The sequence below is a fragment of the Bacteroides sp. MSK.18.37 genome (genome assembly GCF_019129155.2).
Taxonomy (GTDB): Bacteria; Bacteroidota; Bacteroidia; order Bacteroidales; family Bacteroidaceae; genus Bacteroides; species Bacteroides ovatus.
Map to the genome: position 1 here is coordinate 4,504,096 of NZ_JAHOIB020000001.1, position 15,611 is coordinate 4,519,706.

Genomic DNA, 15,611 nt, shown 5'->3' on the forward strand with positions numbered 1-15,611 from the left:
TTTATAGCAAAAATAAACAAAACAATGCAGAATGGAAAGTCCGATAAGTGGTTTGAACGAATAATACTCGTTTTTTCCTATTTTTTCCTCTTCATCCTATACAGCATTGATCTCTATGTTGTGTTTTGAACAAAAATAAGAGAGTAATATTAGTTAAAAAAATCCTCTTTATAATCTGAATAAGATTATAAAGAGGATAATTTTATTGACAAGAGTTGCATGGGGTATGGTGAGATGAAATCATAATTGGGGAATAAATTGCACAAGACTTTCACAAGTATCCTCCTGCCAATACCTAAAATCATAGCAAAGCTAATTAAATAGTTTTTCGAATTGCAATATTTATTAATTTATCTTATGGTATTTATGAAATTTTTAATATATTGAAGATATTTTGTGCCAACTTTCCGTAACTCGTTGATTTTGCTTATGTTTGTAGGTAAAATAAAGAATGAAGTGAATGAATATGTCTACACAGCTATTATATAATGATTTCCCTACTTTTTTGCGGAAATATTTTCCTTACAAAGTACAAAAGATTTCATTGAATGCAGGTTTCACTTGCCCCAATCGTGATGGTACAAAAGGGTGGGGTGGATGTACTTACTGCAATAACCAGACTTTTAATCCGGATTATTGTCGGACAGAGAAATCTATTGCTATTCAATTGGAAGAAGGTAAATGCTTTTTTGCCCATAAATATCCGGAAATGAAATATTTGGCCTATTTTCAGGCCTACACCAATACATATGCGGAGTTGGAAGGCTTGAAGCGTAAGTATGAGGAAGCATTGGCGGTGGATGGGGTAGTCGGGCTGGTGATTGGTACGCGTCCCGATTGTATGCCGGAAAGTTTGTTGCGTTATCTGGAAGATTTGAACAAACATACGTTTCTCATGGTAGAATATGGGATCGAAAGCACTTGTGATGAAACCTTAAAACGCATCAATCGGGGGCATACTTATGCAGATACAGTAGAAGCTGTGTGTCAGACAGCGGCCTGTGGTATCCTGACAGGTGGACATATCATCCTCGGACTTCCGGGAGAAACACATGATACAATGGTGGCACAAGCCGAAATTCTTTCCGATCTGCCTTTAGCTACACTTAAAATCCATCAGTTACAGTTGATCCGTGGTACGCGAATGGCGCATGAGTATGACGTAACTCCTGCTGGCTTTCATTTGTTTAACGAGGTTGAGGAATATATTGATCTGGTGATTGATTATGTAGAACATCTCCGTCCCGATATGGTTGTGGAACGTTTTGTTTCCCAATCTCCTAAAGATTTATTAATAGCTCCGGACTGGGGATTGAAAAATTATGAATTTGTAGCTCGTTTACAAAAAAGAATGAAAGAAAGAGGTGCTTATCAAGGTAAGAAGTATAGGGATTCGGAAAAAAGGATTATTTTTGCAAACGATAAACTTACCACTTAATAAATAGCTGTTTTGCGGAGTATAGAATAGTGGAAGAAATATTTAATGGATTTGAAAGATGGAAAGTAAAACAAGAATTAAAGGAAATGTCCACTATGTGGGAGTAAATGACCGTAACAAGCACAGATTTGAAGCGATGTGGCCATTGCCCTATGGAGTTTCATATAACTCTTATCTGATTGATGATGAAATGGTGGCATTGGTAGATACGGTAGATATCTGTTATTTTGAAGTCTACTTGCGTAAAATCAAGCAAGTGATTGGAGAACGTCCCATTAATTATTTGATTATAAATCATATGGAACCGGATCATTCGGGATCTATCCGATTGATTAAACAACATTATCCGGAAATTATTATCGTGGGTAATAAGCAAACATTCGGTATGATTGAAGGTTTCTATGGGGTAACCGGTGAACAATATCTGGTAAAGGACGGTGATTTCCTCGCTTTAGGACGTCACAAACTGCGTTTTTATATGACTCCAATGGTGCATTGGCCGGAAACGATGATGACTTTTGATGAAACGGATGGAGTTCTTTTCTCCGGTGACGGATTCGGATGTTTTGGTACTGTAGATGGCGGATTCCTGGATACCCGGATCAATGTCGATAAGTACTGGGGAGAAATGGTTCGTTACTACTCTAATATCGTTGGTAAATACGGAAGCTCCGTGCAAAAGGCTTTGCAGAAATTAGGTGGACTTCCCATTTCTGCCATTTGTTCTACTCACGGACCTGTATGGACAGAGAATATTGCAAAGGTGATCGGCATATATGATCGTTTGAGTCGTTATGATGCGGATGAAGGTGTTGTTATTGCCTACGGAAGCATGTATGGAAATACAGAGCAGATGGCGGAAGCTATTGCTGAAGAGCTTTCTGCACAGGGGGTTAAGAATATCGTTATGCATAACGTAACAAAGAGTCATCCTTCTTATATCATAGCGGATATTTTCCGTTATAAGGGATTGATTATCGGTTCTCCTACGTATAGTAATCAGATATTTCCGGAGGTGGAAGCGCTGCTTTCAAAGATTCTGCTGCGTGAGGTGAAGGGACGCTATTTGGGTTACTTCGGTTCTTTTGCATGGGCAGGTGCTGCGGTGAAACGTCTGGCGGAGTTTGCTGAAAAGAGTAAATTCGAATTGATCGGTGATCCGGTGGAGATGAAGCAGGCTATGAAAGACCTGACTTATACCCAGTGCGAAAATCTGGCACGTGCCATGGCGGACCGTTTGAAGAAAGATCGTTAAAACAGTGAATGAGATAATTTATTAACTAACCTATAAAATAATCGACTTATGAGACTTATTATTCAGCCGGACTACCAGTCCGTATCTCTGTGGGCTGCACATTACGTTGCCGCTAAAATAAAAGCTGCCAATCCAACCCCCGAGAAACCATTTGTATTGGGCTGTCCCACCGGATCATCTCCTCTGGGCATGTATAAAGCTTTGATCGACCTGAATAAGAAAGGAATCGTTTCCTTCCAGAATGTGGTAACATTCAACATGGACGAATATGTAGGATTGCCGAAAGAACATCCGGAAAGCTATTATTCTTTCATGTGGAATAACTTTTTCGGTCATATCGACATTAAACCCGAGAATACTAATATTCTGAATGGTAACGCTCCGGATCTGGATGCAGAATGTGCACGTTACGAAGAAAAGATCAAGTCATACGGTGGCATCGACCTGTTCATGGGTGGTATTGGTCCTGACGGACATATTGCATTCAACGAACCGGGATCTTCATTGACTTCACGCACTCGTCAGAAAACGTTAACAATGGATACCATCATTGCTAACTCCCGTTTCTTTGATAATGACATCAACAAAGTTCCTAAGACTTCTTTGACAGTGGGAGTAGGTACTGTGCTTTCTGCAAAAGAAGTGATGATTATTGTAAATGGTCATAACAAAGCTCGTGCTTTGTATCATGCGGTAGAAGGTGCTATCACACAGATGTGGACAATCAGTGCATTGCAAATGCATGAAAAGGGTATTATCGTTTGTGATGATGCTGCTACAGCTGAATTGAAAGTGGGTACTTACCGTTACTTCAAAGATATCGAATCTGCTCATTTGGATCCGGAATCATTGATTAAGTAATTTGTAATGAAATAATAGAAATAAGGGCTGCGCACTGAAAATGTGACGCAGCCCTTTTTATTTCTGATACTATTATGTGAAGATTAGATTTTGGATGATTGTCTAACGAGCAAGTATTTTGGCTATTTCTGTTGCTGCTACTTTATATCCTTCACCAGTGAAATGAATGTAATCATTTCCATAAAGTCCGTCTTTCATAGTTCCGTCCGCTTCGGTGAACCATTTGGTGGGATTGATATATTCAACTTTCTCGAATCGGTGATGTTGTAATATGTCATGAATCTTATCACATTGTGTGCGCACTTTACTCTGTTGTTCCTTACCGGATGGAAACAGACCTAAAAGAATGATACGTGATTCGGGGAATTGCTTCCGTACTTCATTGGCTACTGCGATAATTCCTTCAGCCGTGTTTTCGGGACTGTCTTTTCCACTTATCAGATTATTAATTCCAATGGCAATCACTATGTTTTCAGGGTGGCAACTATTGTAGTTATCATAACGGACACGCCAAAGCAGGTTTTGCGTGCGGTCGCCGGATATGCCGGCACTTTCCCAATTATCCTTTCCTATGGCATTGTCCATAGCCTCTTTGCCGGGCTTGTAAGTCACTTCTTTTCTGTTACCTCCCCAACCTTGTGTGATGGAATTTCCCAATAACAACAGTTTTAAATGTTTCCCATTGAGAGTGGTGGTTATGTCTTTTGCTACGCTGTTCCAGTCCGAGTTTTGGGTCCATCCGGCTGCCGAACGGAATTCATTTCCCGGTACAGGATGCACACACATATTTTCCGCCCTGTTCGTAGCTTTGAGGATGAACTGCACAATAGGCTCGGGATTGTTGAGGGAGTGCGGGTGATGATCCACTCCAGGCTTATGAATAATAGTAATTGGTGCATGCAATTCCTCCATACGTTGTTCGAAAATGGCTGTGTTTTCAGCAACCGACACCACTTGGTCAGCATCACCTACCACGTGCAGGATGGGGATTCCGGCTTTTGCCATTGTCGGTGCACAGTCTATCGGATTCTTTTTCCAGTTCAACGCTTCAGCTTCGTTTTTAAAACCGTAAGCATTGAGAAGTTGTTTCGTATCCATGGCGGAACCGGCAGATTTACCTTGTCCCATAGGCCAACTTTTGAAGTCCATTACGGGGGCATCTGCATAAATACATGCCACTTTTTCCGGGTTTTGTGCCGCCCAGTTATAGACAATCAGCCCGCCACGACTCATCCCTTCAAGTGCCACTTTCTTGTTGAATCCGGCTTTCACCATTCGCTTGTAAAAACTATTCCAGCGTTGAACAGCTTTATCCGAGCCATATAAGTCGGCTACATCACAGTAAACAATATGAAAGCCATGTTCCAATAATGCTATGTCAGTCTGTGGCTCATGCCCCCAAAAGCGTGCACGAATCATCCAAGGTTTTCCTATGGCTTCTTTTGCGGGCTCTACTACAAGGCATTTTACTCCCTCATTCTCAAATTCATACCCTTGGTGTCCATGGAAGTTGAATCGTTTGGCATCTTGTATTCCCAGTGATGTCTGCAGCTTTGTTGGAGAAGCTGTTGCTTTTACAGCGAGATATTCATATATCTTTTGGGCCATGACTCCTGCTCCGATAGAAGAGGGGTGCAGTTTGTCCGGTAGCATAACCGAATCCCACTGGTCGCCGAAGAGATTAAACAGATTGATAATTTCCAGTTGATTTTTCCAGGCCAATTCTTCCACCGTGGGGCGTACCTCGTTTTCTATCAGTTGTGCATTGATTTCCGAACCCTCCGGCAGGAAACAACGGATAGGAGTCAGGAGAATAATACGTGGATGTGATTTCAGATTCCGGTATGTGTCAATTAATGTCTGGTAATTGTCTTTGAATTCGTTTTTGTATTTCCAGTTTTGCGGTTTGGTATCGTTAGTACCTAATTTGATTAATACAATATCGGGCTGATATTCCAGAGATGCTTTGTAGGTATCTGTTTCGGAATATGGGTAATCTCCTTTAGACAATATAGTTCGACCAGAGGCTCCGAAGTTTTTGACCTCATACCCATCTCCCAGATAAGCTTGAAGTTGTGCCGGATAGCAGTTCATTTCCCGGTTGGGGATGAATGCTCCATAAGTAATACTGTTTCCTATGCACGCTACCCGTATGGGTTCACTTGCAAATGATTGGATAGTAATGAATAGACATACAAGAAAGATGCCGATGTGATTTAATTTTTTCATGATGAATATGATGGTTTTGGTTTGTTGGGGGGATAACCAATCGTTGTTTTGCTGTGTATAAACGAACTGGCATGCTACTAATAATAAAACTTATTTATTCACGTTCCTATCATATAGCATACCAGTTCGATTCATTTTTCGGCTTTTATACCTCTTCCAGCCAGCCTTTCCCTTGCCGGATGATTTCCAGTTCGTCGTCGGTACATTTCACTACAGTGGAAGGTTCTATACCTCCGATACCTCCGTCAATGACCAGATCGACAATGTCACCGAACTTCTCATCTATCAGTTCGGGATCTGTCATATATTCCAAGTCCTCATGCTCTTCGTAGGGCAGAGTGGTCGTCATAATGGGAGCATCCAGCAGGCGTGCGATTTCGCGGATGATATTATTATCCGGCATACGGATACCCACTTCTTTCCGGTTGCGGAAGATTTTGGGTAACCGGTTGGTTCCGTTCAAAATAAAGGTGAATGGCCCTGGAAGATTATGCTTCATCAGCTTGAATATATTATTGTCTACTTTCGCATATTCGCTGATGCTACTCAAGTCATAACAGATGATAGACAGATTGTTCTTTCTAGGGTCTATCTCTTTGATCCGGCATATCCGTTCTATAGCACGTTCCTTCAAACCATGACAGCCGATGGCGTACATCGTATCAGTGGGATAGATAATCAGTCCGCCGTCATTCAGGATGTCGATGATTCGTTGTAAATCCTGCGGGTTATTATTTTTGTCATATAGCTTCAGAAGCATAATTCATTCTCCTTCTCTCTTATTTGAGTTTCTTTTTTAAGAAATCCAGTGCCTTTTCTGCTGCTTTCTCTGTCACCTTTTGTTTGATTGAATCCTTATTGGCGGTAGCGGCAGAGTCCAGTCCCAGTTTCTGTCCGAGTTTGCTGATAGCTTCATCGGCTACAGCCTCGACAGCTTGATTGGCCATGCTTTTAGTATCGACGCTGACTTTCGGAGAGGTAAATGAACCTCCGATCTTCAAGTCAAGAGTCATTAGTTTAGAGATATTGCCTACAGATGTCGGCAACTTCACTTTTCCGGAGTAGTCGATGGTTTGATCGAGGCCTGTGCTACCGGAAAGATTCAATGTGTAGTCTCCCATCTTGATATCGAACGGTTTGGTTTCTACGCGTCCGTCTTTGATGGTGAAATCCAGTGTCATATCTTTCACCTTCATGTCTTTCAGACTTGGCTGTTTAACGGCATCGGCTATTTCGTCGATTGCTTTCACTCCGCTCAAACTAAGATCACGGGTGGAAAGGCTGCCATCACCTTGCATTGTATTCAGTACAGGGCTCATGGTTGCATCCAAATCTGTCAGTATATTAATACTTCCGGAGAAATTACCTTTCAGGTTTTCGAAGATAGGAGCCATCTTCTGCACCATGTCCAATTCTTTGTAAGCTTGTGCGAAACCGATATTGGAGAGTTTGAATCCGGCTTTCATTTCCGGCTTCTTTACGTTGGCAGTGGAGTAGTAGCCGTTCATGACCACGTTGCCACCCATGGTGTTCATGGAGAGGTTTTTCATATCCACTTTGCCATCTTTTACCACAAGCTTGCCGTTCATATTATTGAAAGACATCTTATCGAATAACACCTGTTTCAGGTTAGCGTCCATTTGGAAGTCGATGTTGCGGGGAACTTCCATAATACCCGTGGCAGCTGTAGCTACGGAGTCGGTAGACGCAGTTTCTGATGCAGTCGCTTCATCCGCAGAAGCGGCCATGAAGTCGTTCAGATTGAAATAGTTGGAACGAATATTCAGGTTTCCTTTCAATGTAGTACCTTTCAATGCGTAACCGATATAGTTTTCAAACCGACTGTCGGCTGTGATATCATTCTTTCCGATGTTGACGGTTGTCTCGCTCAACTGGAGGTATTTCGGGGTGAAAGTGAAGAGAGACTTCTTGATTTCTACGTCCGGCATATCTTTCATTTTGAGTTTCATACCCGTCAGTCCGATAGTACCTGAAGCTTGCATACGTTCGTATTCCTCTTTTTCGATATAGGAAAGGCGTCCTGACATTTGCATATCGGCGTCAATGGTACCGTTCAACTCCATATCTCCAAGTGGATAGACTTGTTTTATCATACCTAAATTGAGAATCCCTTTAGCTTCAGCTTTAAAGTCCGGATCGCTGATCGGTGTTTTTACATTAGCCGTCAGGCTAAACGGATTTCCGGCAAGACGGAAACTGAAAGGATTGATATTGACCGTCGTCAGGTCGATATTTCCTCCCGGGTTCTGGACGTTGGCACTGATATTGATTTGATCCACTCCTGCCAGTAAAGCCGGATAGCGGAACATGGCATTCTTGACTTGCATATCAATGTTGAATGCAGGAACGGTGTCGCCTTGCAAGATACCTTTGGCCGTTGCAGTAAGCGTAGCGGTTCCGTCTGTTTTCAGACTGGAGAATTCCGTTGCATAAATGGCTGGAATCAGTGACAAGATTTCCTTAAACCCGATATCGTTCGTGTTAAGTTTCAAGTCCATGTCGATAGCCGGATCTTTCAAGGCTACCCAACCGTCGATACCTGCCTGAATGGCGTTGAGGCGGATGGTGTTGTCTTTTAATGTGTATTTGTTATTGGCAAGGTCGGCATCCACATCCATTGTTGCGGAGATATTGGCATTGGCCAGGAAAGGGATTCCATTCATCTTGTAAGTAAGTGATTTGGTTTCCGCTTCCAACTTCAGAGTAGTGCGGTCACTTCCTAAGTCTCCGGCGCAGACTGCGTTAAAGTCGCGGATATCAGCATACATCTTCCCTTGTTGATCGTCATAAATCAGGTTCATGTTTTTGATAACAAAGCGTTGTAGCTTCACTTTGAAAGGAGAAGATGCTTCTTCTTCTGAAACAGGAGCTTCGGCTGTTGCTGTTGTATCCGGTTTCATAATATCCCAGTTGGCACGTCCGTCCGGCAATACAATGGCATGTAAACGTGTATCTTCAATAAATATTTTAGAAATATCGTAACCGCTATCTCCGAAAAGAGAGAATAAGTTGACTGCGGCAGTAACTTCTCCGGCCTGTACAAGGGTGTCGTTGGCAAATTCACCAGTACCTTTTAACCAGAAATCCTCGAGAGTGACAGAAGCCTGTGGAAAGTTACGGAACAGGCTAATGTTAAGGTTCTTAAAGTCAAATTGTGCATTAAGCATCTTGTTGCCTTCTGTTTTTACAATGTCGGCTATCTTTCCCTGGAAGGCGAAAGGAAGAAGGAACATCAGAATGATGATGACTCCTACTGTGATAGCTGCGATTTTCAAACCTTTTTTCATTTGCTTCTATTTTAAGAGTTTGAGATATTACAAAGAGCAAAACTAATAAAAGTTTTTGATATAGAGGGAGAATCAGTTCTTTTTCTTTCGTCTTGATACGAAAGAAAAGGAACCAAAAAGAAAGAATCAAGGCTGCGTTTTTCCGACTACTCCGGTGTTTCCTCCGGCTAAAGGGCAGAAACTCGCTACGCTCAAACAGTCTGCCCTTTTTAACGCCGGAGAAACCACCTGCGCTTGACGTCGGAAAAACGAGGCCGGGAGGCCATGCGGGGGCACTGTTTGATGGAGATATTGTGTGTAGGATGATTTTTATGTAAGTGTGTAGATGACAAAGATGGATAGGTGCGGAGGTCGGGAAGAATAGGCTATTTTTTCTTTCTAAGTTCTTCTGCAATTCTCCATTGTAAGGCGGCTTCTCCTTCTTTCCCGACTTTCAACAGAGCGTCTCCGAAGAGTTCGTGTGCACCGGCATGTTCCGGTTTCAGGCTAGTGGCCTTGTTCAGGTCGGCAATGGCACCTTCTGTGTTTTCTGTTTTTAGCCGGAGCTTTCCACGGTTATAGACAGCTTTAAAGTTTGCCGGATAGAGGGTGACTGCAGTGTTGAAGCAGTTTTCAGCATCGAAATACTCTTTGTTGTTGAAGAGAGTGATTCCTTTGCGTATCCAGGCATCCACATAATTAGGGTCGAGACTAAGTGCCTTGTCGTAGTTGGCGAGGGCGGCACGTGAGTCGTGTGCCTGGGTGATACATTCGTTACCCATTAATAGATATTCGTGAGCATATTGGCGGAGGCGTTCCTGCTGTTCGCGCATTTGCTCTTTGAGTTTCTTATTCTGCTCTTTCAAGGTGTTTATGACACCAAGTTTACGTCGGATAAAACGGCGGGGAACAGATTTCTCAATATCATAGCGGGAATGAATGGCGCGGAAAAACTGTTCCAGACATTCCTCCATGTCTCCTTTGTCGAAAGCGCGTGAAGCAGCAGCGTATTGCACGTCGGCCTGCGCTTGTTTCAGAGCTTTGTCGATAGCCTGCCGGTCGTTGAAACGTCCGGCAAAGTTTACGATTTCGGGGCGGACGAAGACGTCAGCACGGTTAATAGGCTTTTTGAGCTGAATACCGTCCAGTGAGGTACAGCGGCTTAGTGCCACGTATGCTTGTCCACCTGCAAATACACCACCTGTGAAGTCGATGACTACACGGCTGAAAGTCAGTCCCTGACTCTTATGGACAGTGATGGCCCAAGCTAACCGAATGGGATATTGTGTGAAGCTACCTAAGACTTCTTCTTCTATTTCTTTTGTCTTTTCGTTGTAGCGATAACGGATATTGCGCCATGATTCACGCTTTACGTCACATTCTTTTCCATCGTCGGTGATAACGTAGATGGTTTCTTCTTCCTCATCAATTCCGGCAATGACACCAATGGTACCGTTTACCCACCTGCGGTCGAAATCATTTTTAATAAAGATGATTTGTGCACCGGGTTTCAGTACGAGCTCTTGTGAGGTGGGTAGACTGCTTTCGGGGAAATCTCCTTCGATGACTCCTTCAAAAGTAATTGGGTCTCCGGGAAGTTCCGCCAGTTTCTTTTCGTTGATAGAGTCTACCGTGTCTCTACGGGTGGCCAGAGTGATATACATATCAGCTTCCGATTCTTCTATCTGGCTTCCATAACGGGTGTTCAGTAGTTGCAGATCAGCCGCTCCGGCTGTATTGTTCCGGATATGGTCGAGGACGCCGACAAAAACGGGGTCTGTTTGGCGGTATACCTTTTGAAGTTCGATGGATACCAGGTCTATCTGGCCGAATACTCTGGCAGAGAAAAAATAGGGTGTAGGATAGAAGCGGTTCAATATTTCCCGTTCGTCGTTTTTTACGACGGGCTCCAGTTGGAATACGTCGCCTACCAATAACAGTTGTTTTCCTCCGAAAGGTTCGCGCAGATTATGAGAGTATACACGTAGGATTCGGTCGATGGCATCAATGATATCCGCCCTTACCATTGAAATCTCGTCGATGATGACCAGTTCTATTTGTTCCAACAGCTTCCGGTGAGGCTTGGTGTATTTGAAAAATTCATGGATACGACCACGCTGGAGACTCAAGTTCGGGTCATCCGGCAGCAGCGGATAGAAAGGGAGTTTGAAGAAACTATGCATCGTACTTCCTCCGGCATTGATAGCAGCGATGCCTGTCGGGGCGAGTACAACGTGTTTCTTTTTGGTATTTTCGCAGACGTAACGCAGGAATGTAGATTTCCCTGTACCCGCTTTCCCGGTCAGGAAAACCGATTGACGCGTATATTGAATCAGGTTCAGGGCGTCTTGAAACGCTGCGTTATTGGTGTCTACGCTCATAATCAGATAATACCAAAATGCTTCATTGCCTTGCTGATGCCATCCTCGTCGATGGGAGCTGTCACATAATCGGCAGCGGCTTTCACATCCTCTTTGGCTTGTCCCATGGCTACTCCGATGGCTGCATGGCGGAGCATGCTGATGTCATTTCCTCCGTCTCCGAAAGCCATGGTATCTTCGAGTTTAATATCAAAATAGCGGATTATTTCATCAATGCCCTTTTGCTTGGTGTCTCCTTTGGCGGTCACATCGGCAAATGCAGGATACCATCGGCCTATCTCGCAGGTAGGAATAGACGGACGGATTTCTTTTTCTTCCTCTTCCGTGATAAAGGGTGTCATTTGGATGACTTCCTTACTGGTTGCCTCCTCGAAAGATACAGTCGGAATCACATTCACGTGCAGGAAATCATAGAATATCTTTTTCACCATGTCATTGGGCTGGCAAACGGAAATGTTGTGTTCCTCTACAAAGATACAGGGAACGCCTTTTTTCTCGCAGAAATCTCCCATCGCTTTTACTTCGTCCTGGGGGATGGCACTTTTATAGATTACCTGTTCCCCGACAAAGCAGTAAGCCCCGTTCATGGTGATATATCCATCAATCAGATTCCGGTCTTGCAATTCGGAGAGGTTGTTGATAATGGCTTTCGGACGTCCCGTAGCGATAAATATCTTCAGTCCTTTTGCACGGGCGGCTTCCAGTGCCTCAATGGTAGACGACGGGATGCGGTGAGTTTCAAAACTGACCAATGTTCCGTCTATATCAAAAAATAATGCTTTCGTCATAAATTCTTTTTTGAATGGAGTACAAAAGTACTATTTTTCTATGTAAATAGCAATTAGGAGATTTCTCTTATGCTTTTTTTAAGTCTCTACTCTTATCGATAGGAACACAATTATTTAAAAGTGCCTAATAAAATGATTAATTATAATAGGTTCCTTTATTCTTTTGACTAAAAAAGTTTCCCAAGCATGGCATCAAGTCTTTATTCTTCTAACGAATTCTCCTTATACTTCTCTCCATAGAGTTGCTGGTACTCCTTTTGGAAACGGTCATAAACACTTTGTGCATACGCTTTTTGTCCAAGTTTCTTGAGTGCTTTTATTTTGAAAGTCAATGCCGTTTCGCTCATTCCGTCAAACGAGAAAAGCACGTCGGACAATACGATAACCTTTCTGGGTTCATTATTCGCTTCTACGATAGGAAGCAGTTTCTCGATGATCCGGATGAAAAGTTCGTCATGGTTAATTTTGATATTGCCAAACCATTCGTAATGTACAAAAGTAGGCAGTAAGGTGCCTCGTTGCAGCAGGCCGATAAATCAGAATCCTAATTATTAATGGGATGGCAATTATGCTTCTTTCTGTTTTAATAAGACGGGATATTGCAGAACTTGATAAAACTAACAGTCTGTCCGGATATTCCCTTGGGGAGATTTAATCGGGCTTTAAAAATCTTGAATCAATGAAACAAATAAAATATTTATCCTTTATCCCTTTTCTAGCTCTTCTCTGCTTGATGACGGGATGTGAAAATGACAAAGATGTGTATTACCCTTATGTCAATGTTCCGCTTACTACGCACAATCCGGTGCTCGTTGAGGGAGAAGTCCTGCATATCGGTATTGGTTTGGACGGTGTGAATTATCGTGTAGAGAGTGATAATGAGGATGTGGTGACTGCCGAGGTGGTTGGCAACGAGATACTGTTGACAGGCAGTGACATAGGTAGCACCATCGTTCGTCTTTCGGATGATAGCTACAATCGTGCTCTCATGACGGTTGAAGTACGTAAACTTCAGGAACTGACACTCGAATCGCTCCCGGAGGGAGTGGAAGTATTGCGTCTGGATAATGACGGTGTTATTCTTCGTGAAATGAAAATACTGACCGGTAATGGCGGTTATACCGTTAAATCTCTGAATGAAGGGGTAGCTACTGTGGCAATCTCCGGCACTACAGTAACTGTTACTGTGGTAGGTGACGGTGGTACAACTATTACTGTGACCGACCAGGAAAAGGAAAGCCGTTCCATAGATTTATGGGTACCGCTCAATCTTGACGACCCGACGCCACGTATTTATTGGGATGGTTATCGTGCCGATATTAACACGGCCGGAGTTTCCAGTACCGGATCTTATGCGACGCCAAAAGATATGTACTGGTATCAACAAAACGGTGAAGTGAAAGATACATATTATGTCTACTTTAACGGTGGTTGGGCAAACAATTTAAATTGTGTGAATGCTGCCAACCGTAATCCGAAGTTTGAAACGACTATCAATGACACTAAGACTTCGTATACAGACAAAGCAGCCTCTGCCGTTAAACTGACCGAGTTTATTTTGGAAAAACGTATCGGTACAGGTCCGACGAGCCATCCGCATATCTATTTCATCTCTTTAAAAACAGAAGATGGTAAGCGTGGATTTATAGTGCATCGTTGGAATGAATAATAAAGACAAATAGGTTCTTAGTTTTTTTTCAGGGTATGAATATGAGGGTCGGATGCTGTATTGCTCCGGCCCTCTATGTTTTGATAGAGCATACAAAATTAGAGGCTGCCTTTCGGTAATACCACGAAAACAACTATCTTTGCTAACTGTTTATTATACACATAACCTAACAATATTATGCAGTATGAACTATAATTTTGATGAAATAATAAACCGTCATGGTACAGATTCCGTAAAATGGGATGCAGTAGAGAATCGTTGGGGACGCAATGACCTGATTCCAATGTGGGTAGCTGATATGGATTTCCGCACAGCTCCTTTTGTCATAGAGGCTTTGAAAAAACGCCTGGAGCATGAAGTACTCGGATATACATTTGCTTGCAAAGAATGGTCGGAGTCTATTATTAACTGGGTGAAGGAGCGCCATGGTTGGGCAATCCGTGAAGAGATGTTGACTTTCACTCCCGGTATTGTTCGCGGCTTGGCTTTTGTGATCCACTGCTTTACGCAAAAAGGAGATAAGATAATGGTAATGCCCCCTGTTTATCATCCTTTCTTTTTAGTCACTCAAAAGAATGAACGTGAAGTGGTATTCAGCCCGTTAGTCCTGAAAGATGAACAATATTATATTGATTTCAACCGCTTCCGTCAAGATATTCAAGGATGCAAATTGCTTATTCTAAGCAACCCCCATAACCCGGGTGGACGTGTATGGACCAAAGAGGAACTGTCTCAAATAGCCGACATCTGCTATGAAAGCGGCACATTGGTTATCTCTGACGAGATTCATGCTGACTTAACCCTACCTCCATACAAACATCCTACCTTTGCTTTGATTTCAGAGAAGGCACGGATGAACTCTCTTGTCTTTATGTCTCCCAGCAAGGCATTCAACATGCCGGGATTGGCTAGTTCTTATGCAATTATTGAGAACGACGAACTTCGTCACCGTTTCCAGACATATATGGAAGCAAGCGAGTTTAGCGAAGGACATCTCTTTGCTTATTTAAGTGTAGCAGCTGCTTACAGTCATGGTACAGAATGGCTGGACCAAGTGGTAGCATATATTAAAGGAAATGTGGATTTCACTGAAACGTATTTGAAAGAACATATTCCTGCTATCAAGATGATCCGTCCGCAAGCCTCTTACTTGATCTTTCTGGATTGCCGCGCATTGGGACTCAATCAGGAAGAACTGAACCGTCTTTTTGTAGAAGATGCTCATCTGGCGCTGAATGATGGAACAACATTCGGTAAGGAAGGCGAGGGATTTATGCGGTTGAACGTTGCTTGTCCACGTGCTACGCTGGAAAAAGCATTGAAACAGTTGGAGCAGGCTGTAATGGATTTAAAATAGTCTTTTAAGTCCATTCCCCGGTTCGGAAATAAAATCAATCCGTTCAGGGGATGAAGCTATATTTCCTGTCTCACTCTTGCTTTTTACTATTTAATTTTGTATCTTTAGTGCTTCTCATCTTCCCAAAGACAGGTAATCATATTACAAAGTGACCAATATCATCTTATAAGGTGATATTGGTCACCTTGCAATGTGCCTATTGTCCCATTGTAACGGGACGACTTACCGACTGCATAAAAAACTACTAATCTCTGTACTGAAAACCCTTAATCTTTGCACTGAAAAGTCTTAAGTACAAGATTGAAAAAGTAGTTTGTTGCGGTATGATGATATGACAATGTCTCAA

At 42.7% G+C, this 15,611-nt stretch carries 11 protein-coding genes; 5 read left to right on the forward strand and 6 right to left on the reverse strand.

All coding sequences use genetic code 11. The features are described from left to right. Positions 1 to 460: 460 nt before the first annotated feature. The 3 genes from KSX81_RS17220 to nagB are packed head-to-tail and all read left to right on the forward strand — an operon-like array spanning position 461 to position 3,554. Positions 461 to 1,438, forward strand: coding sequence for a TIGR01212 family radical SAM protein (locus tag KSX81_RS17220; RefSeq protein WP_004301538.1), 978 nt, complete (start codon positions 461 to 463; stop codon positions 1,436 to 1,438). Between the two features lie 58 nt (positions 1,439 to 1,496). Then, a complete protein-coding gene (locus KSX81_RS17225; RefSeq protein ID WP_004301539.1) occupies positions 1,497 to 2,693 on the forward strand; it encodes an FprA family A-type flavoprotein in 1,197 nt (398 codons plus the stop codon). Between the two features lie 48 nt (positions 2,694 to 2,741). Then, positions 2,742 to 3,554 (forward strand): glucosamine-6-phosphate deaminase, encoded by an 813-nt coding sequence (gene nagB, locus KSX81_RS17230; protein ID WP_004301540.1) that lies wholly within the window; start codon positions 2,742 to 2,744, stop codon positions 3,552 to 3,554. A 102-nt stretch (positions 3,555 to 3,656) separates the two neighbouring features. Here nagB and KSX81_RS17235 read toward each other — a convergent pair whose 3' ends face one another. The 6 genes from KSX81_RS17235 to KSX81_RS17260 form a co-directional block, all read right to left on the reverse strand. Continuing rightward, positions 3,657 to 5,783, reverse strand: a complete 2,127-nt coding sequence (locus KSX81_RS17235; RefSeq protein WP_004301541.1) for a GDSL-type esterase/lipase family protein — start codon at positions 5,781 to 5,783, stop codon at positions 3,657 to 3,659. 145 nt (positions 5,784 to 5,928) lie between these two features. After that, on the reverse strand, positions 5,929 to 6,543 hold the full coding sequence (locus KSX81_RS17240) for an L-threonylcarbamoyladenylate synthase (protein WP_004301542.1): 615 nt from the start codon (positions 6,541 to 6,543) through the stop codon (positions 5,929 to 5,931). A 19-nt stretch (positions 6,544 to 6,562) separates the two neighbouring features. Further along, positions 6,563 to 9,091 carry an AsmA-like C-terminal region-containing protein gene (locus tag KSX81_RS17245; RefSeq protein WP_004301543.1) on the reverse strand — a complete coding sequence of 843 codons (2,529 nt, stop codon included), beginning with the start codon at positions 9,089 to 9,091 and terminating at the stop codon, positions 6,563 to 6,565. 365 nt (positions 9,092 to 9,456) lie between these two features. After that, complete coding sequence (locus KSX81_RS17250) at positions 9,457 to 11,451, reverse strand: tetratricopeptide repeat protein (protein WP_004301544.1); 1,995 nt, start codon at positions 11,449 to 11,451, stop codon at positions 9,457 to 9,459. Positions 11,452 to 11,453: 2 nt separating this feature from the next. Next, positions 11,454 to 12,239: a Cof-type HAD-IIB family hydrolase gene (locus KSX81_RS17255; RefSeq protein ID WP_004301545.1), complete on the reverse strand. Its 786-nt coding sequence runs from the start codon at positions 12,237 to 12,239 to the stop codon at positions 11,454 to 11,456. Between the two features lie 200 nt (positions 12,240 to 12,439). Continuing rightward, entirely contained in the window at positions 12,440 to 12,586 is a 147-nt protein-coding gene (locus KSX81_RS17260) for a hypothetical protein (protein ID WP_004301546.1), read from the reverse strand. Between the two features lie 332 nt (positions 12,587 to 12,918). On the opposite strand from KSX81_RS17260, the gene KSX81_RS17265 reads away from it, so the two are divergent. Both KSX81_RS17265 and KSX81_RS17270 read left to right on the forward strand, forming a co-directional pair. Then, positions 12,919 to 13,908, forward strand: a complete 990-nt coding sequence (locus KSX81_RS17265; RefSeq protein WP_004301547.1) for a hypothetical protein — start codon at positions 12,919 to 12,921, stop codon at positions 13,906 to 13,908. A gap of 184 nt (positions 13,909 to 14,092) precedes the next feature. Further along, positions 14,093 to 15,265, forward strand: coding sequence for a MalY/PatB family protein (locus KSX81_RS17270; protein WP_004301548.1), 1,173 nt, complete (start codon positions 14,093 to 14,095; stop codon positions 15,263 to 15,265). Positions 15,266 to 15,611 lie beyond the last annotated feature (346 nt).

What these genes read in the sequence shown, in the direction of transcription:
- KSX81_RS17220 (WP_004301538.1), top strand. Translation starts at nt 461, where the DNA reads ATGAATATGTCTACACAGCTATTATATAATGATTTCCCTACTTTTTTG.
- KSX81_RS17225 (WP_004301539.1), top strand. Translation starts at nt 1,497, where the DNA reads ATGGAAAGTAAAACAAGAATTAAAGGAAATGTCCACTATGTGGGAGTA.
- nagB (WP_004301540.1), top strand. Translation starts at nt 2,742, where the DNA reads ATGAGACTTATTATTCAGCCGGACTACCAGTCCGTATCTCTGTGGGCT.
- KSX81_RS17235 (WP_004301541.1), bottom strand. Translation starts at nt 5,783, where the DNA reads ATGAAAAAATTAAATCACATCGGCATCTTTCTTGTATGTCTATTCATT.
- KSX81_RS17240 (WP_004301542.1), bottom strand. Translation starts at nt 6,543, where the DNA reads ATGCTTCTGAAGCTATATGACAAAAATAATAACCCGCAGGATTTACAA.
- KSX81_RS17245 (WP_004301543.1), bottom strand. Translation starts at nt 9,091, where the DNA reads ATGAAAAAAGGTTTGAAAATCGCAGCTATCACAGTAGGAGTCATCATC.
- KSX81_RS17250 (WP_004301544.1), bottom strand. Translation starts at nt 11,451, where the DNA reads ATGAGCGTAGACACCAATAACGCAGCGTTTCAAGACGCCCTGAACCTG.
- KSX81_RS17255 (WP_004301545.1), bottom strand. Translation starts at nt 12,239, where the DNA reads ATGACGAAAGCATTATTTTTTGATATAGACGGAACATTGGTCAGTTTT.
- KSX81_RS17260 (WP_004301546.1), bottom strand. Translation starts at nt 12,586, where the DNA reads ATGAGCGAAACGGCATTGACTTTCAAAATAAAAGCACTCAAGAAACTT.
- KSX81_RS17265 (WP_004301547.1), top strand. Translation starts at nt 12,919, where the DNA reads ATGAAACAAATAAAATATTTATCCTTTATCCCTTTTCTAGCTCTTCTC.
- KSX81_RS17270 (WP_004301548.1), top strand. Translation starts at nt 14,093, where the DNA reads ATGAACTATAATTTTGATGAAATAATAAACCGTCATGGTACAGATTCC.